Annotated in this window: 18 protein-coding genes; 10 read left to right on the top strand and 8 right to left on the bottom strand. The window is 62.5% G+C overall.

The genetic code is table 11. The features are described from left to right. Positions 1-66: 66 nt before the first annotated feature. Positions 67-1,566, top strand: a complete 1,500-nt coding sequence (locus ACHFB9_RS03110; protein WP_417069518.1) for a CHAD domain-containing protein — start codon at positions 67-69, stop codon at positions 1,564-1,566. 2 nt (positions 1,567-1,568) lie between these two features. Further along, a complete protein-coding gene (locus ACHFB9_RS03105) occupies positions 1,569-2,048 on the top strand; it encodes a SixA phosphatase family protein (RefSeq protein WP_417069517.1) in 480 nt (159 codons plus the stop codon). A 20-nt stretch (positions 2,049-2,068) separates the two neighbouring features. On the opposite strand, the gene aroG is transcribed toward ACHFB9_RS03105, so the two are convergent. From aroG to ACHFB9_RS03065, 8 genes are all read right to left on the bottom strand, one after another. Further along, entirely contained in the window at positions 2,069-3,148 is a 1,080-nt protein-coding gene (gene aroG, locus ACHFB9_RS03100; RefSeq protein ID WP_417069516.1) for a 3-deoxy-7-phosphoheptulonate synthase AroG, read from the bottom strand. 299 nt (positions 3,149-3,447) lie between these two features. After that, positions 3,448-4,512 carry a sulfate/molybdate ABC transporter ATP-binding protein gene (locus ACHFB9_RS03095; RefSeq protein ID WP_417069515.1) on the bottom strand — a complete coding sequence of 355 codons (1,065 nt, stop codon included), beginning with the start codon at positions 4,510-4,512 and terminating at the stop codon, positions 3,448-3,450. A gap of 8 nt (positions 4,513-4,520) precedes the next feature. Further along, entirely contained in the window at positions 4,521-5,393 is an 873-nt protein-coding gene (gene cysW / locus ACHFB9_RS03090; protein WP_417069514.1) for a sulfate ABC transporter permease subunit CysW, read from the bottom strand. Further along, positions 5,390-6,253 (bottom strand): sulfate ABC transporter permease subunit CysT, encoded by an 864-nt coding sequence (gene cysT / locus ACHFB9_RS03085; RefSeq protein ID WP_417069513.1) that lies wholly within the window; start codon positions 6,251-6,253, stop codon positions 5,390-5,392. Before cysT ends, cysW begins: the two co-directional genes overlap by 4 nt. Further along, on the bottom strand, positions 6,250-7,263 hold the full coding sequence (locus ACHFB9_RS03080) for a sulfate ABC transporter substrate-binding protein (RefSeq protein WP_417069512.1): 1,014 nt from the start codon (positions 7,261-7,263) through the stop codon (positions 6,250-6,252). The genes cysT and ACHFB9_RS03080 overlap by 4 nt, the downstream gene beginning before the upstream one ends. Before the next feature lie 112 nt (positions 7,264-7,375). Continuing rightward, complete coding sequence (tldD, locus tag ACHFB9_RS03075) at positions 7,376-8,821, bottom strand: metalloprotease TldD (protein ID WP_417069511.1); 1,446 nt, start codon at positions 8,819-8,821, stop codon at positions 7,376-7,378. Positions 8,822-8,832: 11 nt separating this feature from the next. After that, positions 8,833-9,636, bottom strand: a complete 804-nt coding sequence (locus tag ACHFB9_RS03070; RefSeq protein WP_417069510.1) for a carbon-nitrogen hydrolase family protein — start codon at positions 9,634-9,636, stop codon at positions 8,833-8,835. Further along, entirely contained in the window at positions 9,633-13,481 is a 3,849-nt protein-coding gene (locus ACHFB9_RS03065; RefSeq protein ID WP_417069509.1) for a YhdP family protein, read from the bottom strand. Before ACHFB9_RS03065 ends, ACHFB9_RS03070 begins: the two co-directional genes overlap by 4 nt. A 174-nt stretch (positions 13,482-13,655) precedes the next feature. Between ACHFB9_RS03065 and glnE the strand changes: the two genes are divergently transcribed. From glnE to ACHFB9_RS03025, 8 genes are all read left to right on the top strand, one after another. Further along, on the top strand, positions 13,656-16,331 hold the full coding sequence (gene glnE / locus ACHFB9_RS03060) for a bifunctional [glutamate--ammonia ligase]-adenylyl-L-tyrosine phosphorylase/[glutamate--ammonia-ligase] adenylyltransferase (protein WP_417069508.1): 2,676 nt from the start codon (positions 13,656-13,658) through the stop codon (positions 16,329-16,331). A gap of 352 nt (positions 16,332-16,683) precedes the next feature. Then, on the top strand, positions 16,684-18,735 hold the full coding sequence (locus ACHFB9_RS03055; protein WP_417069507.1) for a PAS domain S-box protein: 2,052 nt from the start codon (positions 16,684-16,686) through the stop codon (positions 18,733-18,735). Positions 18,736-18,806: 71 nt separating this feature from the next. Further along, positions 18,807-19,613 carry a PAS domain-containing protein gene (locus ACHFB9_RS03050; protein ID WP_417069506.1) on the top strand — a complete coding sequence of 269 codons (807 nt, stop codon included), beginning with the start codon at positions 18,807-18,809 and terminating at the stop codon, positions 19,611-19,613. Between the two features lie 6 nt (positions 19,614-19,619). Further along, on the top strand, positions 19,620-20,105 hold the full coding sequence (locus ACHFB9_RS03045; protein ID WP_417069505.1) for an STAS domain-containing protein: 486 nt from the start codon (positions 19,620-19,622) through the stop codon (positions 20,103-20,105). Continuing rightward, on the top strand, positions 20,074-20,511 hold the full coding sequence (locus tag ACHFB9_RS03040; RefSeq protein ID WP_417069504.1) for an anti-sigma regulatory factor: 438 nt from the start codon (positions 20,074-20,076) through the stop codon (positions 20,509-20,511). Before ACHFB9_RS03045 ends, ACHFB9_RS03040 begins: the two co-directional genes overlap by 32 nt. Continuing rightward, positions 20,498-21,088, top strand: a complete 591-nt coding sequence (locus tag ACHFB9_RS03035; RefSeq protein ID WP_417069503.1) for a SpoIIE family protein phosphatase — start codon at positions 20,498-20,500, stop codon at positions 21,086-21,088. Before ACHFB9_RS03040 ends, ACHFB9_RS03035 begins: the two co-directional genes overlap by 14 nt. Next, the gene (locus tag ACHFB9_RS03030) at positions 21,085-24,228 is read left to right on the top strand and encodes a response regulator (RefSeq protein WP_417069502.1); all 3,144 of its coding nucleotides are present in this window, start codon (positions 21,085-21,087) and stop codon (positions 24,226-24,228) included. Before ACHFB9_RS03035 ends, ACHFB9_RS03030 begins: the two co-directional genes overlap by 4 nt. Before the next feature lie 4 nt (positions 24,229-24,232). Beyond that, complete coding sequence (locus ACHFB9_RS03025) at positions 24,233-25,495, top strand: response regulator (RefSeq protein ID WP_417069501.1); 1,263 nt, start codon at positions 24,233-24,235, stop codon at positions 25,493-25,495. The last annotated feature ends 103 nt before the right edge of the window (positions 25,496-25,598 follow it).

Genomic DNA, 25,598 nt, shown 5'->3' with positions numbered 1-25,598 from the left:
GTCAGATGCGCGGCCTCGTCTCCCGATGCGACTTCCCGCGACCGATCACCAGACGGACTTCTTCCCGTGAGCCAGGAAATCGAACTCAAACTCGCCCTCAGCCCCGATGCGCTGCCGGCCCTGCGCGCTCATCCGCTGATTGCCACCGCGCCACGCGCGGAAGAGACGGCAAACCTGATCAACACCTATTTCGACACCCCGGCCCTGGAGCTGCGCCGCGCGAAGATTGCGCTGAGGCTCAGAAAGATCGGCCAGCGCTGGCTGCAGACCGTCAAATGCGCAGCCCCGTCGGTGGGCGGGCTCGCCTCCCGCCCCGAGTGGGAACAGCCCTACGACGGGCGTTTCAATTTCACACCGGTCAGCGACCGAGCGGTTCAGGATCAGCTCGAAGCGATGCGCCCCCGCCTCGCCCCGGTATTCACGACCAACTTCGAACGCGAAACCCGGGTTCTCCACCCCCGCCCCGGAGTCGAAGTCCTGGCGATGATCGATCACGGACTGATCGAATCCCAGGGTCGCCAGGCTCCGATCAGCGAACTCGAGCTCGAGCTGGTCAGCGGCGAGGCCTCGGATCTCTATGCGCTGGCACTGGAGTTCGCGAAAGAGCTGCCGCTGATCCCCGAAGACATCAGCAAGGCCCAGCGCGGCTATGCGCTGTTCAGCCCGATGCCGGCCAAGCCCGAACGCGCGCGCGCCGTCGCCCTGACGCCGGAGACTGACGCGATCGCGGCTTTCCGCGCCATCGCCTTCGAACAGCTCCGAGCCTGGCAGGCCAACACGGCCTCGCTGGAAAGCGCTGCCGAACCTGAATTCGTCCACCAGGCGCGCGTCGCGCTGCGCCGGCTGCGCTCGGCGGTGAGCCTGTTCGCGCCGGCCCTTCCTCCCGAATTCTGCGCACGGTGGCGGCCCGCGCTGCGCGATCTGGCCAATTCGCTGGGCGGCGCCCGCGACGCCGACGTCGTGTTCCACACGCTGCTCGAACCGATCTGCACCGCCGGACCGATCGGCGAGGATCTCCAACGCCTCGTCGCACTGCTTGAAGCGCGCCGCCAGGCCGCGCGCGCGCCGCTCGCCGACGGCGCTCTGCTGGTGAGCCAGGGCCGCGCCCAGCTTGAGCTGGCCGCGGCCATCCACGGACTGCAGGGCAGCTCCGATCTTGCCTTGCCCGAACTCGCCCGCGACCGGCTTCGCCGCACGCGCCGGCTGGCCAACCGCGCGGCCCGTGAAGCGGCACAGGGCAGCGCCGATGAGCTTCACCGCCTGCGCATCCTGTTCAAGCGTCTGCGTTATGGCCTCGACTTCTTCGCCCCGCTGTGGCCGGAGGACGATGTGCGGCGCTACGCGCAGACTCTGGCCACGCTCCAGGAAGATCTCGGCGCGCTCAACGACGCCGCGGTCGGCAACCAGCTGCTGGCCGAGCTGGCCGGCAGCGACCCTGGCCTCGCCGCCGCCCGAGCTTTCGCGAGCGGCTGGCATGCGCCACGAATCGCCCGCCTGCGCCAGCAGCTCCCCGAGAAAGCCTGCGAGCTGCTGGAACGGCGCCCGCCCTGGAAGAAGAAGGATTGAAGGTGCGCAAACTGGCCAGGGAACCGGGGATGGAGCTTCTGCTGTGGCGGCACGCGGATGCCGAGTACGGACCGCCTGACGAGCTTCGCCAGTTGAGCGCGAAAGGCCTGCGCCAGGCGGAGAAGATGGGGCGCTGGCTGCGCCGCCATGCCCCGAACGATCTGCAGATCCTGGTCAGCCCGACGATGCGGACGCGGCAGACCGCACTGGCCTTTCGCGACGACGTCACGCTCTGCGAGGCGATCGGCCCTTCGGCCGGAGCCGCCGACCTGCTCGTCGCGGCGGGCTGGCCAGAAGCGGACGGCGCCGTGCTGCTGGTCGGCCATCAGCCGACCCTGGGCGAAGCCGCTTCGCTGCTGCTCGGCGCTGGCGCGCCGCAGAGCATCCGAAAAGGCTGCCTGTGGTGGTTCAGCCGACGGATACGGGCGGGCGAAGCCGAGACGCAGCTGCGCGCCGTGATCGGCGCGTCGGAGCTCGATTGAGGCGCTCGCGCGCCCGAGTCCTATTCGGCCGAACGCGCGACGCGGCGCGCACGCACCGCCGAAGCCAAGGTTTCGAGCACGCCGACCGTGTCGTCCCAGCCAATGCAGGCATCGGTGATGCTCTTGCCGTATTCGAGCGCCTTGCCCGGATGCAGGTCCTGACGCCCTGCGGCCAGGTTCGATTCGACCATCACGCCGAAAATCCGCTCATCCCCTGCTTCGAGCTGGGAGGCGACGTCCTGGGCAACGACGATCTGGCGCTCGTACTTCTTGCTGCTGTTCGCATGCGAGAAGTCGACCATCACGCGCGCGGCAAGTCCGGCCGAGGAGAGCTCGGCGCAGGCCGCATCGACGCTGGCGGCATCGTAGTTCGGAGTTTTGCCGCCGCGCAGGATCGCGTGGCAGTCCTCATTGCCGCTGGTCGAGACGATCGCCGAATGCCCGGCCTTGGTCACCGACAGGAAATGGTGGGGAGCGGCGGCGGCCTTGATCGCATCGATCGCGATCCTGACGTTGCCGTCGGTGCCGTTCTTGAAGCCGACCGGACAGGACAGACCGGACGCGAGTTCACGGTGGACCTGGGATTCGGTCGTCCGCGCACCGATCGCCCCCCAGGAAACCAGATCGGCGATGTACTGCGGCGTGATCATGTCGAGGAACTCGGTCGCGCAAGGCATGCCCAGCTCGTTGATATCCCAGAGCAGCTCGCGAGCGATCCTCAGACCTTCATTGATCTTGAAGCTGCCGTCGAGATTGGGGTCGTTGATCAAGCCTTTCCAGCCCACCGTCGTGCGCGGCTTCTCGAAATAGACCCGCATCACGACCAGCAGGTCGGCGGCGAGGCGGCTGGATTCGGCCTTGAGCTTGCGCGCGTAATCCTTTGCAGCCTCGACGTCGTGGATCGAGCAAGGGCCGATCACGACCAGCAGTCGGTCGTCCTGACCATGCAAAAGCCGGTGAATGCCATGGCGCGCATCGAAAGCCGTCTGCGCAGCCTGAGGTGTCGCCGGAAACTCCCTGAGCAGATGCGAAGGAGGCATCAGCTCCTTGATTTCGCGGATCCGGACGTCGTCAATGTGCAGGCGGGTTGAAGCGTTCATGGTTTCGGCTTTCAGTTCGGGGGAGCTCGGTGCGCAATTTTTCTCTGACACGCACCGATAACGCGCACGATTATAGCGCAAGATCGCCCACCCTCCTCCGCTCGTTCCAAAAGCCGCCTTCGGCCGAGGGGACAAAGAGGCGCGGAACCGAGGACCAGAAGCCTGGAGACCTCCGGCGGCTCAAGGCTTTCGCAAGGCCTGAGCGGGCGCGCAGCGAGGATGGCGTCGAGCGGCAGAGAATATACCCGATGGCCCGCGTTCGCGCCCCGTGACAAAGCGGGGATCGAAGCGAACCCGCCTCAGATCACCCAGTCGGGCGTCCAGCGCCGGGGCTCGGAGTCGGCACCATTGAACACGGTGACCTGGCGGGGAAGCAGCCAGACCTGCTCTCCGGCCGCCAGTGCCAGATGCTGGTGACGTTCGCGCGAGAGCTCGACTTCGATGATCTCCCCTTGGTGCGAGAGCTCGACCCTGACCACCGGGCCGATCGCCTGGACGTGCAGAACCATCGCCGGCAGCGCTGCGCCAACGGCCTCGCGGAGGATCTCGATGTCGTGCGGGCGGACGAAGGCCGTCGAATGTTCCTCGCCGTCTTCGCGTTCGACTTCGGCCCAGGGACCGTGGAGCCGGCTGTGGAAAACATTGACCTTGCCGAGGAAGCGATAGACGAAGGAAGTCGCCGGGTTTGAATAGACTTCGTCCGGAGAGCCGACCTGCTCGATATGTCCCTGGTTCATCACGACGACCCGGTCGGCCACCTCGAGCGCCTCCTCCTGGTCGTGGGTCACGAAGACGCTGGAGATATGCATTTCGTCGTGCAGGCGGCGCAGCCAGGTTCGCAGCTCCTTGCGGACCTGGGTGTCGAGCGCGCCGAAAGGCTCGTCGAGCAGTAACACTTTCGGTTCGACCGCGAGCGCCCGTGCCAGAGCGATGCGCTGGCGCTGCCCCCCCGAGAGCTGGGACGGATAGCGGTCGGCGAGCCAGTCGAGCTGGACGAGCTTGAGCAGTTCGGTGACCCGCGCGCGAATCTCGACCTCGGGCGGCCGCTCGCCGCGCGGCTTGACGCGCAGGCCGAAGGCGACGTTCTCGAACACCGACATGTGACGGAACAGCGCGTAGTGCTGGAACACGAAGCCGACCTGGCGCTCGCGCGCGGCGAGATGGCTCGCTTCCTCGCCGGCGAAGAGGATCTCGCCGCTGTCGGCGAGTTCCATGCCGGCAATGATGCGCAGCAGAGTCGTCTTGCCACAGCCTGAAGGCCCCAGCAGTGCGACCAGCTCACCATCGGGGATGTCCAGCGAGAGCTTGTCGAGTGCGACGAAGTTGCCGAAACGCTTGGAGATATTGCGGATTTCAATGCTCATGGAAGGGCTCAGGCTTGGATTTTCTCAGCGGGGAGGATGGCGGCCAGCGTCTCGGCTTCCCGCCTCATCCGCCATTCGACGACCGTCTTCGCCACCAGGGTCACGATGGCCAGCAAGGCCAGGATGGACGCCGCGGCAAAGGCTCCGACCGAGTTGTACTCGTTGTAGAGGATCTCGACGTGCAGCGGCAGCGTGTTGGTCTCGCCGCGGATGTGGCCGGAGACGACGCTGACCGCGCCGAATTCGCCCATCGCGCGGGCATTCGCGAGAATCACTCCGTAGAGCAGCCCCCACTTGATGTTGGGCAGCGTGACGCGGCGGAACATCTGCCAGCCGGAGGCGCCCAGCGACAGCGCTGCCTCCTCCTCGTCGGCGCCCTGGGCCTGCATCAGCGGGATCAGCTCGCGGGCGACATAGGGCACCGAGATGAACAGCGTCGCGATGATCATCCCCGGCACCGCGAAGATGATCTTGATGTCGTGCGCAGCAAGCCAGGGGCCAAACCAGCCCTGGGCACCGAAGATCAGGATGAAGAGCAGACCGGCGACGACCGGGCTCACCGCGAAAGGCAGGTCGATCAAGGTCGTCAGCAGGCTCTTGCCCCGGAAGTCGAAGCGGGCGACGGCCCAAGCTGCGGCGATGCCAAAGGCGATGTTGAAAGGCAGGACCGCGGCAGCGACGCCCAGGGTCAGCCAGATCGCCGATCGGGTCTCGGGATCGGACAGCGCTTCGAAGTAAGGCCCGAGGCCCGCGCGCAGCGCTTCGGTGAAGACCGCGACCAGCGGCAGGAGCAGGAAGACGCCGAGAAAAGCGAGCGCAAGCACCCGCAGCAGGATGCGGACGGGGCGCGATTCATCGATCGCGAGACGGGTCGAACTCATGCCACGGCCCCCCGCGCGGCAAGCTCGACGGGTGCCGCGAGGCGGCTCTCCCGTGTCGCGGCCCACCACTGCAGCACGTTGATCGAGAGGAGCAGCACGAAGGAGATCACCAGCATCACGACCGCCAGCACGGTCGCGCCGACGAGGTCGTATTGTTCGAGCTTGGAGATGATCAAGAGCGGCGTGATCTCGGAGACGAAGGGCATGTTGCCGGCGATGAAGATCACCGAGCCGTACTCGCCGACCGAACGCGCGAAGGCCAGCGCGAAGCCGGTCAGCCAGGCCGGCGACAGGTGGGGCAGGATGATCCTGAGCCAGATCTGGCGACGGGAAGCGCCCAGCGTCGCGGCGGCTTCCTCAACCTCGGGCTCCAGATCCGCAATGACCGGCTGGACCGTGCGCACGACAAAAGGCAGGCCGATGAAGATCAAGGCCGCGACGATGCCTAGTGGCGTGAAGGCGACCTTGATGCCCAGCGCGGCGAGCGGCGCCCCCAGCCAGCCCGTGCTCGCATAGAGCGAAGTCAGCGTGATCCCGGCCACCGCAGTCGGCAGCGCGAAGGGCAGATCGACCAGCGCGTCGATGAAGCGCCGCCCCGGAAACGGATGGCGCACCAGAACCCAGGCGACGATCAGACCGAAGAGGGCGTTGATCAGCGCCGCCAGCAGCGCAGCGCCGAAGCTGACCCGGTAGGAAGCCAGTGCCCGATCGCTGATCGCGATCGCCCAGAACTCAGCCGGTCCGAGCTGGGCGCTGCGCGCGACGAGCGCGCCGAGCGGGATCAGCACCAGCAGGGACAGGTAGCACAGTGAATAGCCCAGCGAGAGTTTGAAACCGGGAAGAATCGCGCTTTTGCTCATCGTTCGTGTCGCGCAAAGATCTGGTCGAAACTGCCGCCATCCTTGAAGTGAGCCGTGAAGGCCTTGTTCCAGCCGCCGAAGACCTGCTCGACCGTGAAGGTCCGGATAGGCGGGAACTGGCTCGCGTACTGCTTGAGCACCGCCGGATCGCGGGGGCGGATGTAGTTCTGTGCCGCGATCTGCTGGCCTTCGCGAGACCACAGGTACTGCAGATAGGCCGTAGCCTGCTTGCGGCTGCCATGCTTGTCGACGACTTTTTCAACAAGCGCGACCGGGAAATCCGCCTGGATCGATTCGGACGGGTAAACGACATCGAACTCGCCGCGGCCGAACTCACGCGCGATCAACTCGGCTTCCGATTCAAAGGTGATCAGCACGTCTCCAATCTTGCGCTGGATGAAGGTCGTTGTCGCGTCTCGCCCGCCCGCCGCGAAGAGCGGCGTGTTGCGCAGCAGCGCCGAGACATAGCCGCGCGCGCTGACATCGGTCGCGCCCGGCTGGCGCAGCGCCCAGCCGTAGGCGGCAAGATAGGAGTAGCGACCGTTGCCGGTGTTCTTCGGGTGGGGCAGGATCACCTGGATGCCGCTTCGGGCCAGATCCGGCCAGTTGCGCAGGCGCTTCGGATTGCCCTTGCGGACGATGAAGACCATCGTCGACGAGAAAGGCGCGGCACTGTTCGGAAATCTCTTCTGCCAGTCGGCCGCCACCAGCCCCTTGTCGGCAAGGAACTGGATGTCGGTGGCCTGATTCATCGTCACGACATCCGCCTCGAGGCCGTCGGCGACCGCCCTGACCTGCTTGGACGAGCCGCCGTGCGACTGCCTCAGATCCAGAGTCTCACCGGTCTTCGCTTTCCAGGCGGCGGCGAACTTCGGATTGAAGTCCTTGTAGAAATCGCGGGCGACATCGTAGGACGCGTTGAGCAGCACGCCACCCGCCTGGGCGGTCGGGGCGAAGGAGAAGACGGCCAGCAGCGCGGCGACGAATAAACGGGGGGAAAGGGAGCTCATGCGGGCGGACCTCTGATCGGCTAAGGCCTCATTTATAGCGGCAGGCTTAAGAACCTGGAACAACTATTCCTGCATTTCCTTATTCCGTTTTTTCACAAGCCCCCCCCCGCTGTCAGGCCGTCCCGCCGACGGTCAGCCCGTCTATCCGCAGAGTCGGCTGGCCGACTCCGACCGGAACGCTCTGCCCTTCCTTGCCGCAGGTTCCGACGCCCGGATCGAGCGCAAGGTCATTGCCGATCATCGCGACACGCGTCAACACGTCGGGGCCGTTACCGATCAAGGTCGCCCCCTTGACCGGGCGGGTGATCCGGCCGTTCTCGATCAGATAGGCTTCGGCGGCCGAGAACACGAACTTGCCCGACGTGATGTCGACCTGACCGCCGCCGAAGTTGGCCGCGTAGAGCCCGTTCTTGACCGAGGCGATGATCTCGTCCGGCTCGTGCTCTCCGGCGAGCATCAGCGTGTTGGTCATCCGCGGCAAAGGCAGGTGGGCATAGCTTTCGCGCCGGCCATTGCCGGTCGGGGCGACGCCCATCAGCCGCGCGTTCGTGATGTCCTGCATGTAGCCGGTCAGGATGCCGTCCTCGATCAGTACCGTGCGCTGACCCGGATTGCCTTCGTCGTCCATCGTCAGCGAACCACGCTGCCCCGGCAGAGTCCCGTCGTCGACGACGGTGACACCCGCGGCGGCAACCCGCTCGCCGATCCGCCCGGCGAAGGCCGAACTTCCCTTGCGGTTGAAGTCTCCTTCGAGGCCGTGACCGATCGCCTCATGGAGCAGGATACCCGGCCAGCCATTGCCGAGCACGACGGTCATCGCGCCGGCCGGAGCGGGTTCCGCAGCGAGGTTGACGCGGGCCTGATGGACCGCGCGAGACGCGAAATCGCGCAACACCTCGTCGGTGAAGGCCGAATAGTCGTGACGCCCGCCGCCGCCCGCCGAACCCAGCTCGCGGCGGCCGTTCTCTTCCATGATCACCGACAGCGAAACCCGGGTCAGAGGCCTGACGTCGGCCGCCATATGGCCGTCCGAACGGGCGACCAGCACGACCTCCCAGGATCCGGCGACCGAAGCCATCACTTCGATCACCCGCGTGTCGAGGCTGCGCGCGATCTTCTCCAGCCGTTCGAGCAGCCTGACCTTTTCGATGTCGGGCAGCGAAGCAAGCGGATCGGCGCGCGGATAGAGCGGATTCGGCGCCGCGGCGCGACGGATCGCGACGCTCTGGCTACCGCCCGCGGCCGCGATCGAACGGGTCGCTTTCGCCGCCGCGTCGAGCGCCGCGGCGCTGATGTCGTCCGAATATGCAAAAGCGGTCTTCTCGCCACTGACCGCCCGTACCCCAACCCCCTGCTCGATGCTGAAACTGCCCGATTTGACGATTCCCTCCTCGAGGCTCCACCCTTCGGCGCGCTGGTACTGGAAATACAGATCCGCGTAGTCGAGATGGTGCGCAAAGAGCGAACCGAAAGCGCGTTCGAGCGCAGCGGAGTCGAGGAGGTAGGGGACGAGCAGCGTGCGCTCGGCGATCAACATCGCGGATTCGTTGTCCGACATAAAGCTCCGATTCACAGTCGGCGGTGGCGCAGCGCAGGAAGGCTCTCGCGCACCGCAGCAATTCGTTCAAGGTCGATCCCACCGATAACGATCCCCGGACCGGCGGCCTTGAGCGCCAGCACCTGTCCCCAGGGATCGATCAGCATCGAATGACCAAAAGTGCGCCGTCCGCCGGGATGCTCGCCTCCCTGGGCGCAGGCCAGCACATAGCACTGATTCTCTATCGCCCTCGCCCTGAGCAGCACTTCCCAGTGGGCGCGGCCGGTCGTCTCGGTGAAGGCGGCGGACAGCACGATCAGGTTCACGTCGCCCAACGCGCGGAAAAGTTCGGGAAAGCGCAGGTCATAGCAGACCGCAAGCCCGATCCGGCCGCAGGGGCCATCGAAAGCGACCACTTCGCTTCCGGCCTCTATCGTACACGCCTCGTCGTAATGCTCGTCTCCGGACGAAAACCCGAACAGGTGCAGCTTGTCGTAGCGGGCCGCGCAGCGCCCGTCAGGCGCGAAGACCAGCGTGCTGTTGCGAACCCGATCCGGGGCAGCGCTCGCGAGCGGGATCGTGCCGCCGACGATCCAGACGCCGTGGCGACGGGCTTCGCCGGCCAGGAAAGCCTGAAGGCGGGCGCCCGGATCCGGAAAGGCTTCGCGGAGCGCGAGCTTCGCAGCCGGATCCGGACTCAAAAGCGCGAAATACTCGGGCAGCGCAATCAGCGCGGCGCCCGCCGCCACCGCCTCGGCGATCAGCGTGCGCGCGACGGCCAGATTGGCCGCGACATCGACCCCGGACACCATCTGCAGTGCGGCAACCCGGGTCATGGCAGTTTCGGAGTCTTGCCCGGCCAGGCGGCCGGGCTGGAAAGCTTGCGGACCTGGGGGTCGGACCAACTTCCGGTCACATGGTACTGATAGGAGAAGAGCTTTTCGACCGGATCGCGCAGCATCTTCTGCGCGACATAGGCCGCGATTCCGATCAGCGGGTTGATCGCCGCCGAGCCCAGCGCTGCGCCCACCGCAACGGTCTCGGACAGGGTCGGCTGGACCGTCACCTCAAGGTTCTGGGTCTCCGCCGCCAAATCCGCCGAGCCGCGCATCGCCACCCGGGCGGCCGGACCGATCAAAGCGAGATCCTGGGTCTGCAGCACACCGCGCCGGATCTTCATCGTCGCCGCAATGTTGTCAAAAGCGAAACCTTCCGAGAACACGTCGCGGAAGTCCAGTTTGACGCGCCGCGCCAGGGACTGCAGGCTCAGCACGCCAAGCAGACGTCCCACCCCCGGATCGATCTTGCTGAACTGCCCCCTCGCCGCCTGCAAGGCCAAAGCACCGGAGAGACTGGGATAGTCGATATGGGTCAGCCCTCCCCGCCATTCGAGATCGCCTTCGGCGTGGGCGGTGCCCCGCCGCAAAGCGCCCGGATAGCCCAGGCGGGCCAGCAGGCTGCCGGCATCGAGAGCTTCGAGCGTGAAGTGCAGCCGCGACACCCCTTCTCCCGCCAGCGATTCGCCGTGCGCGTCGATGTGGCCGTCCTGGCTCGACAGAGTCAGCTGGTCGAGCAGCCAGTCGCGCCCCTTCGGGTGCCCTTTCAGGCGCAGCGCGCCCAGTTCATACTCGCTCAGCCCGAAGGAATCGACGGCCAGATCGACACTGGGCCAGGACTCAGCCTCCCGGCGCGATGCCTGGGCAGCACTGCCTGAGCGCGCAGCCGGGGCGGGTTTGAGCGACAGCCGGGTCAGGCGTCCCCGCAGGAAACGCGCGCCCGAACCGTCCCAGGTCAGGTCGCCCATCGCCGAAGCGCCGACCAGACGAACCGTCCAGCGCTGCCCTTCGCGGTCGGCCCTGAGGCCCTGGCGTTCGAGCTTCAGACCTTCGACGCGCAGCTCTCCGACATTGACATCGACGCTGTCCGGCAAGAGCCCGGTCTCGTCGCCCGCTCCGGCGGCGCGGCGCCACGCATCGACGTCGAGCCGGGGCACGACGACTTTCACATTCAGCCCCTTGCTTGGCAGCGAAGCTTCGGCTTCGCCCAGAGCCAGGGTTCCGCGCACGAGGCGCCCCTCCCCATCCCTGACCAGTTGCAGATGCGCGGCGCCGGCGATCTCGGCGCCCAGAGTTTCGGTCGAGCGCGCGCCCTGTCCGCGCCACTGCATGCCGATGCGCAGAGGTTTCACATCGACGCCCGACTTGTTCAGCGGTTCGGGCAGAGACGAGGCGAAGCCCTTCAAGCTGCTCTCCAGCTTCAGATCGACGTCGCGTTCGCGGATCAGCAACGTGGCCGTGGCCGGGGCGCTGCCCGAGACGCGATCCCAGAGCGCCGACGGACGCAGGCTCGCCAGAGCGCGCGCCTGCAGGCTTCCCTGCGCATTGATTTCAACGGCGCCGTCGGCCCGGGTCCGTCCGCGCACACTGAGCGGAGCGCCCATCCACAAGGCCGTCGCCTCGGGAATGTTGAAGGCGCTGTCGGAGAACTCGAAGCGACCAGTCGCTTCGGTCAGTTCGGGCAGGCGGGGCTGCAGGGAGAGCCGGTTGTGCTCGAATCGGAAGATGCCGTGCGCGCTAGCCTTCTCCGCGTTGGCGAGCGGGACATCGATTTTCAGATCCAGAGCGCCGTCACCGCCGGCCTGGACGCCGCGGGTGAAATAGCCGACCGAATTCGCGACCGGGCTCGCATTGACGAAGCGGAGGAAGCCCGCGGTCGTCCCCTGGGCCTTCCCTTCAACCGAGAGGCGACCCAGCTCGAGATCGGGGATCACGGCATGGACGGAGGCGAGGCGGGAACCCATGACGCTGCCGCGCTCGGCGGAGATCTCCATCTTCGCCCGATCGAACAGCAGATTCCCTTCCAGACCTTCGAGCGCCGGCCACCCCGGCGCATAGGCCATGCGCAGGTCGTGGAAGCGGCCAGAAACGCGGAATTCGCCGCGTCCATCGCGGAAGGGGAAACGGTCCAGATTGCCGGCCAGGCGCACCCGCGCCCCCTCGACGTGGCCACTCTGCAGCGCGGCCTTGAGCCAGCGCGGAACATCGCCGGAGACGATGCGCGGCACATAGCGCCAGGCCGAGCTGGCCTGGGCGCTTTCCACGCGTGCGTCCAGATCGAGTTCGCCCGCGCCGCCGTGCCGGCTACGATAGACGCCGCGGGCCGCACCGCGCGCGTCGCGATTGCGGAAACTCGCGCGACCGAGGCGCACCGCCACTTCGCCTTTCTCGACGATCCAATCGCCGGCGAAACTCGCATCGTCGAGCGGAACATCGGCCTCGTCGAAGACGGCGGGCAGGCTCAGCACGCCTTTGGCGACATTGAGCTGATAGCGCCCCCCTTTCTCGTCGCCAACCAGGCGGCCTGACCAGCCTCGCCCACCGGGCAGGATTCCGACCGCCGCCATTCCCAAAGAGTCGAACCGCGCGTCGATCCGGTAGCTCGCGGGACTGCCCTCACCCTCGGACCACGAGAGTTCGAGCTGCGGGAAGTGCCCACGCGGCGCCAGAGCGATCAGACGCTCGCGCCAGGCCGGAGGAAAAGGCAGACGGGTCGCAAGACCGGCGAGCATGCCGACATCGAGATTGCTGGCGAGAAACTCGTTCTGGTCGCGGCGGCCGCGCACACGGGAGTGGCGCACCTGAAAGTCGGTTGAAGTCATGTCCGCGCCATCTGAGGTAGCCAGCGTGATCTCGTGCCCATCGAGCTGCCACCCCTTGCCCGAGCGGGCAAAACGCAGGCGCCCGGTCAGGCGGGCCAGATCGATACGGGCGAGTTCGGGCGAGAAACGCACGGCCAGATCGCGCAAGGCCAGATCGGCAGCGACCGATTCGACATCCCCTCCGCGCGCCAAACCTAGCCAGACGCGCAGTCCCCCCAGGCCGCGCTGGAAAGAAACGGGCATCGCGAGCCAGGTCTGCCAACGATCGAGGTTAGCGTAGTCGATGCTGGCGTACAGGCTTCCATGTGCCCGCAAGAACGCTTCGCCACGCGCCAGCTCGAAGTCGCCGCGCAGATCCAGCGGAGATGCCAACGCTTTCGGAGGCTCGGCGCGCAGGCCGAAGCGGTGACGGGATCCGCTGTTCTCAAGCCGGAAGGCGACGCGCTCAAAAACCAGCGGCGGCGCGCCACGCAGCTTGTCGGTCCAGCGCACGCGCGCTTCGTCGACGACCAGCGTACGCTGATCGAAAAGGGTCTGCGCGAAATCACTGCTCCCGCCCTTCGTACCGACCGTGAGCCCGGCGATGTGCAGGCTGCCATCGGCCTCGCGGCGGATGTCCAGATCGGGCTTCGCGATGACCAGGCGGTGCAGGCGCAGCCGCCCCAGGATCAGCGAAGACCAACCGAGCGAAGCATCGACGTGGTCCAGCCTGAGCGCCGCGCGCCCGGCACCGTCCTTGAGCACCAGGCCCGAAATCCTCAACCGGGGTCTCAACCCATCCCAGTCGGCATCGAGCCTGTTGATGCTCAGCGGCTGACCGAGCTCGCGGCTGGCGATGCGTTCGACTTCCGGCCGCCAGCGCGGGAGCTGGGGCAGGACCACCCAGCGCAGCGCCAGCAGGCCCAAGCCAGCCACAAAATACAGGGATACCCCGGCTGCGAAAGCGATCCGCACCCAGCGCGTGGCAAGGCCTTCCGGAGCGACACGGAGATACAGGGCGCGAAAGGAGGACGGCAGCAGCATCGGAAAAGGGTCTGACGGGCAAAAACTCGGAGGACACGCCTCGCGGCTACAATCGGCATGCGTTTCGCCGAGGTCGAGATTGTAGGGCCTGTTGTGCCCGACAAGACGGGCAGCAAGGCACAATCGTATCTGATCACGGCCGCACGCCCGGTCGCACAGCGAGGAGTTGGACAAATGGAAACAGGTTTTCCTGAGCGGATCGCACCTGCGCTCGTAGCCAGCCGCTTTCTTCAGCGCGAACTGCTCGCCCGCAAGGGGCTCACCGAGCGCCTCGAAGCCTCCCTCTCCCGCCGCTTGACCGCCGCCGATATCGACAGCTTCCTCGCGCACGAAGCCACCGACGAGGCGAGCCTCAAATCGGGCCTCAGGCAATTGCGCAGCTGGGTGATCTGCCAGATCGCGATCCGCGATCTGCTCGGTCTCGCCGATCTCGCGGAAGTGACGGAAACGATGAGCCTGCTCGCCGAGCAGGCCATCGCTCATGCCCTCCGCATTCTCACCGCCGCACTCGCTGCCCGCCACGGATGCCCGCAGGGCTCGGATGGCGAGCCCTGCGAGATGATCGTCGTCGCGATGGGCAAGCTCGGCGGCCGCGAACTGAACGTTTCCTCCGACATCGACCTGATCTTCGTCTATCCGGAGGACGGCGAAACGACGGGCGAGCGCCCTCTGTCGCACTACGAGTTCTTCACCCGGCTCGGCCGGCAGCTGATCGCAGCGCTCGCCGAGGTCAGCGGTGAAGGCTTCGTTTTCCGCGTCGACATGCGTCTTCGCCCGAACGGCGACTCCGGTCCGCTGGTCTCCAGCTTCGACGCGCTGGAGACATACTTCATCACCCAGGGCCGCGAGTGGGAGCGCTTCGCGTGGATCAAGGCGAGAGCGCTGACCGGGAGCCACCACGACGAGCTCGCGTCCATCGTCCGCCCCTTCGTCTTCCGCAAATACCTCGACTTCGGCGGCATCAACGCGCTGCGCGCGCTGCACGAGCAGATCCGCGCCCAGGTCATGCGCCGCGAGATGGCCGAGAACATCAAGCTGGGACCTGGCGGAATCCGCGAGATCGAGTTCATCGCCCAGGTCTTCCAGATCATCCGCGGCGGCCGCGACCCCGGCCTGCAGATCCGCCCAACTCTGGACGTGCTTGCGGCGCTGGCCGAACGCAGCCTGCTCGACCGGGCCGTCGTCACCAACCTCTCCGCGGCCTACGTCTGGCTGCGCCGACTGGAGCACCACCTGCAGTATCTCGACGATGCGCAGACCCAGGAGTTGCCCAGGGAAGAAGCCGACCGACAACGGATCGCGGAATCCATGGGCTATCCGGACATCGCCCGGCTTCAAGCCCAACTCGAACTCTATCGCGCCGAAGTCAGCACCTGCTTCCAGGCCGCCTGCGGCGATCCGAACAAGGGAGGCCACGAACTCGATCTGCTGTGGCTGGCAGACGCAACGCCGGAGAGCCTGGACAAGCTCGCCAGGCTCGGCTTCAAGGCCCCGGACGAGGCCTCGGCACGCCTCGCCGCGTTGCGCGAAGGCGGACGCTACCGGCAGATCGGAGAGGCGATACGCTCGCGCTTCGACTCGCTGATGCCCAGGCTGATCGAAGGCTGCGCCGTGCAGAGCAACCCCGACGAGACGCTCGCCCGGGCGCTTGCGCTGATCGAGACGATCAGCCGCCGCGCCGCCTATCTGGCTTTTCTCCAACAATACCCTCAGGCCTTGCGCCGCCTGCTCGAACTCGTCTCGGCATCGAGCTGGGCCGCCGAATACCTGCGCCTTCACCCACTGCTGCTCGACGAGCTTCTCGACGCTCGTCAGCTCGACGAAACGCCGGACTGGCCGGCCTTCGCGAACCGCCTCGCCGAGCTGATGAACGAGGCAGAGCCGGACACCGAACGGCAGATGGACCTGATGCGCGAGCAGCACCACGCCCAGGTCTTTCGGATCCTGCATCAGGATCTGGCCGGACGCTGGGAAGTCGAAGAGGTCGGCGATCACCTGTCGGCGCTCGCCGACGTGATCCTGCAGCAGACGCTGACAACCTGCTGGAGCAAGCTGCGCAACCGTCACCGCGAAGTGCCGCGCTTCGCGGTGATCGGCTACGGCAAGCTCGGCGGCAAGGAGATGGGCTACTCGTCGGATCTGGACATCGTCTTCCTCTACGACGACGAGGACCAGGATGCCGGAGAGCACTACGTTCGCCTCGCCCAGCGCATGCTGACCTGGCTCTCCAGCCGAACTTCGGCCGGAATGCTTTTCGACACCGACACCCGGCTGCGCCCGAACGGGGAGTCGGGCCTTCTGGTCAGCTCGCTCGCCGCCTTCCGACAGTACCAGCAGGAATCAGCCTGGGTATGGGAGCACCAGGCGATCAGCCGGGCCCGCTTCGTCGCTGGCGATACCGGCATCGGCGAGGCTTTCGAGAATGTGCGCCGGCAGATCCTCGGCGCGCCGCGCGAGCTCGCGACGCTCGCCGACGAGATCCTCGTCATGCGCCGCAAGATGCTCGATCAGCACGCCAGCCGCGACGCCTCTTTCGCGGTCAAGGATGACGTGGGCGGTCTGATCGACTTCGAGTTCACAATCCAGTATCTGGTGCTCGGCCACGCCTCGCGCCACCCCGAGCTGTTCGGCAACCTCGGCAACATCGCGCTGTCGCGGATCGCCGGCGAGCTGGGCCTGGTCTCTCCGCAGATCGCGAAGGCCGCGGCCGACGCCTACCGGACTCTGCGCCGCACCCAGCACAGGTTGAGGCTTAACAGCCAACACTCCCGCCTTCCCGGCGAGGCGCTGCGCGCTGAGCGGGACGCGATCACGGCGCTGTGGCGGACCGTGTTCGGACGGGCGGCCTGAACCCACACCAGAAGAGAACGGGAATTCTTTGCCGAACGAGGGAATCCTCCACAGCAACTCTCGCCAAGAATCCCCCCCCCCCCTTCTCCTGATCACCGAAGCAAGTAGCATCAGCATCACAAAACCAACCTCGTCCAGCCCGGAGTTGCGTTCATGAGAAGCACCTCTCTTTCCGCACTGATCCGTCTGCCCCAGTACAGGTCCAAAGCTCCTCCCTTGCGCCTGCCGCAGAGCCCCCGGGGCCACAGCCCCGTCAGAACAGTCGTCTGACCGACAAGTCCCCCTGCTTCGTCGTCCCCCACAGAGACGATTCCTGCATTTCTTTCCGAAATGACAATGCGGAGCAGCCAGCATGCAACCATTCAACACCCTGATTATTTTTATCAGCTCATGCTTCGGCCTTGCCGGCGCTATCACGGAATGGTTCTGGCGCTCAAACCGGTGCTCGCATCTGCTGCCAGCTGCGGCAACCCTGCACAGCAGAGAGGGGAATGGGCACGAGCGTGCCAGCGAAAAGGCTCTTCCGCCCCCTGACGCCGCACAGCAGTCCCCAGGGCCAGAAGGGGAAAGGGATCACGCAGCAACACGATTGCAAGACTTGCTGACCGCGGAGAACCTGACCGATCTGGCAAACGTCTTTCTGGACCTGCTCGCGCAGCGGATCGAATTCGAAAGAGCTGAACTCTGCCTAAACCAGAGCAAGGTTCTTGCGAAGGACGCACACCACTTTCCTGGCACGGCAACAGAGGCAGAGAGTTCGCTTGCGATCCGCTTGGCAGACCGACCCAGAGAGTCAAACGCGCAAGGAACGGAAAGCGCCAAACTCTTCAAACATGTACTTCCTGTCTTCTTCGGCAGGCATCGAATCGCCACTCTGCGCCTGGATAGCTTCTGCGTCCTCGAAAGCCGCGCCCAATGGGCAATCGAGAACACCCTCCCCGTTCTGGCAAGCTGCATTGAACTCTGCAAATACAGAAACGCCGTCAGTCTTCTCCGGATAAGTGAGCAAAGAAAAAACCAGGAAATAAAAACCTTATCCGAGCAATTGAGGACAGAACAGCAAAGAACAAGAAACACTGAATCCTGGTACCAGGGAATAGTCAATTTCTCTCCCGACGGCATTCTTATCGCGGACGAAAACGGAACCATCATCATGGCCAACCCGGCAACAGACGAACTATTCGCCTACCCCCCGGGATCCCTGATCGGAAAGCCAATAGAGCTTCTCGTCCCGACAGACTATCGCGAACGCCACCAGGCCCTTCGCAACGAATTCATTCGCGCCCGGAGTCCCAACCGTACAGAGAGAAGGATCGGCGAGCAAAGAGGACAGCGCTCGGACGGTTCCGAATTTCCCGCCGAGATAGGCCTTGCCACGCTTCCCGCCAGAGGGGGAAGAGGGGCCTGTTTCTATGCTTCGATACGTGACATCAGCCTGCGCAAAAGGGTCGAGACGGAACTGCGACAGACCAACGAAGAACAAATAGCCATTCTTGAGACTGCGACAACGGGCATCGCTTTCGTCAAGGACAGAAAGGTGATCCGCTGCAACCGGGCTTTGGAAAGGTTATTCGGATGTTCGAGAGATGAACTGTTAGGGACTCCGACACGGACAAGCTTCCCTGATGAAAAGCTCTATACATCGGTCAGCGAGAGCATCGACAGGAAACTGGCCCAGGGCGACTCGTTTAGCGAAGAGATACAGCTTCTCCGCAAGAACGGATCCCTTTTCTGGTGCAAGCTGAACGGCAGTGCGGTCGCCCCGCTTGACCCTCAGCGCGGCTCGGTCTGGCTCCTTGATGACATCACCGAGCACAGAAAAGCAGAGCAGGCGGCAGCCGATGAGCGCATGCGCCTTCAGCGCATCCTCGACTCAAGCCCCACCTGCATTGCATTCGTGGTGGCAAGAAAGATCCGGTTCTGCAATCCGGCCTTTCAGGAGACCTTCGGAACCAAACCCGGTGACGACGTCCAGGATCTCTATGTGCGCAAGGAAGCCAGGAGTGAGTGGCTCGCCCGGCTGCAGCGCGAAGGCATGGCCAGAAACATCGAGCTCCAGCTAAAAGACAGCCATTCCCGGGTACGCAGCATGCTGGGCACCTTCCTGCATTTCAACCTCGACGGAAGCGAAGGGGAGCTGGGTTGGCTAACCGACATCACGGATCGCAAACGCGCCGAAGACTGTCTGCAGGACCAGATCCGGGAACTGGAGCGATTCAATCTTTTGAGCATTGACCGCGAAGAAAGGATGATTCAGCTCAAGGAGGAGATCAACGAACTGCTCGAGCAAGCAGGACGAAAACGAAAGTACCGCAGCACGCGAATAGCTCATATCGAAGAGGGCGGCGCGAAAAATGGAGCATACCTTCAACCTGCTTATCGAAGAGGCTTGACTCAAAAATAGAAGGCTATCAAAAGTCCCCTCTCCAATTTCGCCAGCACAGCCGCCACAACAACTTACTCCGGAGAATGAACATGGATGTAAAGCCCAATCCCGGCTCTGAATTTGACCTATCCACCCAGGTTCTCGACCAGCTGCCGACACCAGTCATGGCCGTCAACCTGGACATGAAAGTCACATTTCTGAATGCTGCGGGACGCACGCTATTAGGGAAGCCCTGGGAGGAAATCTACGGAAAACCCTGCTCATCTCTGTTCCATTCTACGCACTGCAATACCGCGGAATGCAGCATGCGCAAGTCCATTTCCATGCGAAAAGCCTGCGCTGCGCGAACCACGTCCTCGATCAACGGAAGGGAGATCCCCTTCGAATACTTCACCGCACCGCTAACGAACCGACAAGGCGATGTAGTCGGCGGCCTCGAATACGCAATAGACATTTCGGAAAGAATCCGCAACGAGGAAGCCCTGCGCGAGCAGGCCCGTACGATCCGGGAGATATCAACCCCGGCGCTCAGCCTATGGGATGGCGTGGTCGTCCTTCCCGTTGTTGGCGTGGTCGACTCGATGCGGGCACAGCAGATGATGGAAGTAACGCTCAATAAAATTTCTGACACCGCATGCAAGGTCATGATTCTCGACATCCAGGGAGTTCCTGCCGTGGACACCTCGGTCGCAAATCACATGATCAAGATCGTCAAGGCCACACGACTCATGGGATGCCAGGCCATCATTTCAGGAATGTCACCCGCAGTCGCTCAAACCATCGTCAGCCTGGGAATTGACATGGGAGTTGAAACCAAGGCAACGCTGCGCGATGCCCTGACCCTGGCCTTCGACATGATGAATTGCGAAGTTCGTTTCACCAAGACCCAACGCTGAGTCAAGATGAAACAGATTCTCACGACAGGTTCGCCTGCGGCCACGGGCATGACCCAGAACTGTCTCGTGGTAACACTGCAGGCCGACCTCTACGACGACCTGCTGGACAGAGTCCGCCAGACCGTCATTGACCGAATCGCAGTAAGCCTCATTCGCGGAACGGTTTTCGATCTGAGCTCTGTTCGCGTACTGGACACACATATCATGAATCACCTGACCGATACGGCAAAGGTTGCACAGCTCATGGGTGTACAAACAGCCTTTGTCGGATTTCGTCCGGGAGTGGTGTCCGCGCTGATCGACCTTGGCATCGAAGCACAGAACATCAAGACGTTCCGGACAGTCGAGGAAGGTGTGGCATACCTGGTCGCCTCTTCAGAAGGCGAGCGACAGAGGGTAAAGGCAAACGAGGAAGCCTCGCCATCACAACTTGATGCACATGCAGCGGACACCGTCGAACATGGATGCGAATACCTGCCCGACTCCGAGTGAGCTACACCTCGCGATTTCCGAGTCATGGCACAAGGACCTGGCGGCAGCCGAGGCCAGCGAACTGTCTTCGGTGACCGGATTCAGCTCAGCAGTTCGGATGCTGATCGCAACCGCCACAGCGGAACTGGCCACAAACATTCTCCGCTATGCAGGGCACGGAGAATTGACGCTCCGAGTTCTCCGGGAGAGTGAGCGCATCGGGATCGAGATCTGCGCCATCGACAATGGTTGCGGGATCAAGGACATAGAAATGGCGATGCAGGACCATTTCACGACAACTCCGGGGAGCCTGGGGCTGGGGCTACCCAGTGTTCGAAGAATGATGGATGACTTCGAAATCAACTCGGCGCCAGACCGAGGGACACGGGTTCTGGCGCGCAAGTGGAGGAATCTTGACCATCATTGATGCCCACATGGTGACGAGACCCTACCCGTGGCCTGACAGCGGAGGAGGGGATACCGGCCTGATCCGACAGGAGGAGGGAATGTGCTTTCTCGGGCTGATCGACACCCTGGGACACGGGCAGGAGGCCTTCGCCGCAGCCGAACGCGCCAAGAATTTCCTTGAGATCAATTTTCGGGAAGATCTGGTTCCTCTGATGCAGCGTCTGCACAAATATCTGGAAAGCGATCGCGGGGCTGTCGCAGCTTTTTGCCGCATCGACATCGCAACAGGAGAAATGCTTACCGTCGGAATCGGGAACATCACAGTCAAAACATTCGGAACAAACCCGGAAACTTTTGTATTCAAGGACGGAATTCTTGGATACATCGCCCCGACACCAACCGAAAGAGAGACACACCTTTTCCCAGGCGACATCTTGGTCATTCACTCGGATGGGATAAGAAGCCACTTCAGCGCAATCGACTGCTCTGACATCCTGCCCGGATCAGCCGAGAGCATATCCACAGGGATACTGAAGAGATTCAGCAAACAGAATGACGACGCCTCCTGCATCATCCTCAAGTATTTACCATCATGATAAACCTTGGCCACCTCTCGACCCACACCCCCGACATGGTCATCGAATTGAGGAAGAGAATTCGCTGGCTCGCCACGAACTTCGGCTTCGACGAAATTCAGTCCACTCGACTCGAAGCGATTGTTTCCGAGATCGGCCGGATTGGCTCACTCAACGGCCAAGGACTGGAAGTCGACATTTGCCTCTTGCCCGACGCACGAAATTCTCTACTCCTGAACTTCACAGGCCCGAACAACATTGCCAGAGTAAATGGATTATCCCTCTTCTTTGACAAAATCAACACCGAGGAGCAAGAGGGGGGAATCACACAGCTCAGCGCGCTAAAGCACCTCCCCCTTTCAACACAACCCAACCATGCGCTTATTGCCCAGCAAAAGGAACTCCTCGGCAGGATGTCGCGCGACGAGTTGATCACCATTCTAACAAAGAAGAATAGAGACCTTGAAAAGCAGTCTCTGGAGCTCAACAAACTCAATCGCGCGATAACACACAGCCCCGTCTCGATCGTAATCACCGACTCCAGCGGAAACATCGAATATGTAAACCCTCGCTTCACCGAGAGCACCGGCTTTACCCCGGATGAAGTCATGGGAAGAAACCCGCGCTTCCTCAAGTCGGGCGCTCATGGAACCGAATTCTACAAAGACCTCTGGCAGACAATTATATCCGGCCAATCCTGGCACGGAGAAATATGCAACCACCAAAAAAGCGGAAAAGAGTTCTGGGAATCAACAAACATATCCCCAATCTACAACACGACAGGAGAGATCACTCACTTCGTAGCCATAAAGGAAGACATTACGGAACGAAGGCGGCTAACAGAAGAGCTCAAGGAACAGGTGGCGGAAATGCACCGGTCGCGCAAGGCGATGCTGAACATCCTTGAGGATCTCGACGAAGCCAAAAGGAAGGCCGACTCAGCAACAAGAGCAAAGAGCGCATTCCTCGCCAACATGAGCCACGAGATCAGAACACCGCTCAACGCAATAATTGGCATGTCACATCTTGCCCTGCAAACCCCTCTCAACAAAAAACAGCGCAACTACGTTGAAAAAACTCACCACGCAGGCGAAAACCTTCTCAGCATAGTCAATGACATTCTCGATTTCTCGAAGATCGAAGCAGGCAAAATGTCACTGGAGAGCACCGAGTTTTCCCTGGATAGCGTCATGGACAACCTGGCAACTCTCCTTGGCATCAAGTCCGAGGACAAGGGACTGGAATTCCTTTTCAGAATTCCAGCCGACCTTCCCCCAGCGCTAATCGGAGATCCGCTGCGTCTTGGCCAGATACTGATCAATCTCGGCAACAACGCAGTCAAATTCACCGAGTCGGGCGAGATCATTGTCGGCCTTGAGACCATCTCTCGCGACGCCCAGCACATTGAACTTCACTTCTGGGTCAAGGATTCGGGCATAGGTCTGACGGCAGAGCAGAAGCAGAGTCTGTTCAACAGTTTCAGCCAGGCTGACTCATCCATAACCCGCAAATATGGCGGAACGGGACTGGGTCTCGCCATCTCCAAAAGTCTTGTCGAACAGATGCATGGCAGGATGTGGGTTGAAAGCGAGTACGAAAAGGGGGCAACCTTTCATTTCACTGCCCGCTTCGGAATTCAGCCACACGCAGCGCCGAATCCGCCCCCGAGCCTTGAGGGTTGCACCAGTTTTCGAGCGCTGGTTGTCGACGACAATGCATCGGCGCGAGAGATTCTGTCCACGCTCTTGCACGGTCTTGGCTTGAAACCGGACTCCGCCAGTGATGGCCGTCAGGCCATTCAGAAGATAGAGGACGCGGATCGCTCAGGCGCGCGATATGACCTGCTCTTCCTGGACTGGAAGATGCCCGAAATGGATGGTCTGGAAACATTGCAGAGGCTTGACAAGCTCCACTTAGAGCAACGGCCAGCGACGATCATGATCACTTCCTCCAGCCGGGAGGATGTCTTCTCTTCTGCGTCACAACGGGGAGTGTGCATCAAGTCGGTCATCACCAAACCCGCAACCCCGTCCAGCCTCATTGAGGCAATAGGGATAGCCCTCAACAAAGGGCCGGACTCTTCAAGCCCGACCTGCGGCCAGTCAGAGGTCAGCAACACGGCATCCACGCTCCTATCCGGCAAGCGCGTTCTCTTGGTGGAAGACAATCAGATGAACCAGGAACTCGCCCAGGAGCTTCTGCAAGCGGAAGGGATGGCCGTGGTCATTGCCAACAATGGGCAGGAGGCCCTGAACATCCTGGAATGTAATTCGAAGTTTGACGTCATCTTGATGGATTGCCAGATGCCCGTCATGGATGGTTACACGGCAACCCGGGAAATACGGAAGAGGCCCAGCCTCAGCGCAATTCCCGTGATCGCGATGAGCGCCAACGCAATGGCTAACGATCGCCAGGACGCGTTTTCTGCAGGAATGGTCGACCACATCGCCAAGCCGCTCAACATCAGAGAGATGTTTGAAACACTCAACAGATGGACAAATCCCCGGCGCACAGAATCCACCTCATCGGCAAACCAGGAGCAGATCACCTCTCTTCCTTTCTCGGCACCCGGAATCGATACCAGGCTAGGACTCGCCACCACCTCCGGAAAGACAGAGCTTTACATTCGGCTCCTGTCCAGGTTTCGCGACAGCCAGCGCGATTTCGCGGGGCTGTTCTCTGCTGCCCGTCAAAGCACAGACCCGTCAGCGGCAACTCGTGCGGCACATACGCTGAAGGGAACGGCGGGAACGATAGGGGCCAAGAAGGTCGAAGCCGCGGCGGCAGAACTGGAGAAAGCTTGCCGAGACGGTCTTAATGGACACGATCTTGATGTGCTGCTGAGCAAGACGCAACAGCAGCTTGACTTCGTGATCCGCGGACTGGACTCCCTGGACGGGCATATCAAACCGCCCGCTGAGGAGGGCGTACGAGCTGACGCCCACGATGCAGAAATGATTCAAAAAAGAACGGATCAGCTCGTAGAGCTGCTAAACGACAGCGACTCCGAATCCTGTAATTTCTTTGAACTCCATGAAGCCCTGTTCAAGGTTGCATTCCCGTCTCACTTCAAGATTATCAAGGACTCAATCTCTTCATTCGACTTCGAATCCGCCCTGACCGAAATCCAGAACATCAGAGACGCTGTTTCACGGAGATAATTCCATGAATAACACCCCCTACTATCCCAGAGCGACGATTCTGATCGTCGATGACAGCCCGGACAATCTTGCACTGATGAGTGATTTATTGAAGAGCGAGCACAAGGTGAAGATTGCCAACAGCGGCGAGCGAGCCCTCAAGATTGCCTCCTCTGATGCCCCCCCGGACCTAATCCTCCTCGACATAATGATGCCCGGGATGGACGGATTCGAGGTCTGTCGTCAGCTGAAGTTCAGCCCCTCGACCCGCGACATCCCTGTCATTTTCCTTACCGCAAAATCCGATGAAAAGGATGAGGCGGAAGGACTGAAACTCGGAGCCGTGGATTATGTGACCAAGCCGATCAGTCCATCCATCACTCTTGCGCGGGTAAAAACCCACCTCTCCCTCAAGGCCTCTGCCGACTTTTTACGGAATCAGAATGACTTTCTGGAGAGAGAAGTAAACGCCCGAACACGCGAAATATCGGCGATCCAGGATGTCACGATCATGACTATGGCTTCTCTTGCCGAGACACGGGATTCGGAAACCGGAAACCATATTCGCCGAACGCAGAACTATGTCAAGGCTCTTGCCGAGAATTTGCGCAATCACCCGCGCTTCTTCACGTTTCTTACCAAACAGAATATCCTTCTGTTGTTCAAATCAGCCCCGCTTCATGACATTGGCAAAGTAGGAATCCCCGACTGCATCCTGTTGAAACCAGGCCCCCTGGAGCCCCATGAATTTGAAATCATGAAAACCCATACCACTCTGGGCTTTCAAGCAATCAGCCATGCGGAGAAGGCCCTGGGGATGGAAGTTCCTTTTCTCAGCATAGCCAAACAGATTGCGCTCTCCCACCAGGAGAAGTGGGACGGCTCTGGCTACCCATCGGGGCTCTCGGGCGAAGACATACCGATCAGCGCACGCCTGATGGCCCTCGCCGACGTTTACGACGCACTGATCAGTCGAAGAATCTATAAGCCCCCCCTCCCCCACGAGAAGGCTGTATCGATCATTGAATCCGAACGGGGAGTGCATTTCGATCCGGATGTGGTTGATGCCTTTCTGGAAATTCAGGATGAATTCCACAGAATCGCCACCCATTACGCTGACTCGGCCCCAGTTCCCGCCCCCTGCGGTGAGCAGGGGGCGCCGTCCGCCTGCAGCGCATCGACGCCGGACGCGTGGGGAACGAGCCTCGAGAAGGGATATTGCGCGAGCACCAACTTCCCTCTGGGCGGGCCAGCCATCCTGCCTTCCCGGCCAGGCGCTGCGCGCTGAGCGGGACGCGATCACGGCGCTGTGACTGGCCGTGTTCGGACGGGCGCCCGGATTCGGCGCCTTCGCGCACAACCACAACATCTAGTTTTTTCGCACGAAGACC

It is taken from the genome of Niveibacterium terrae (assembly GCF_048213115.1).
In the GTDB taxonomy this organism is placed as follows: domain Bacteria; phylum Pseudomonadota; class Gammaproteobacteria; order Burkholderiales; family Rhodocyclaceae; genus Niveibacterium; species Niveibacterium terrae.
The sequence above is the reverse complement of the archived record's forward strand: the minus strand, read 5'-3'. Positions and strand labels throughout refer to the sequence as shown.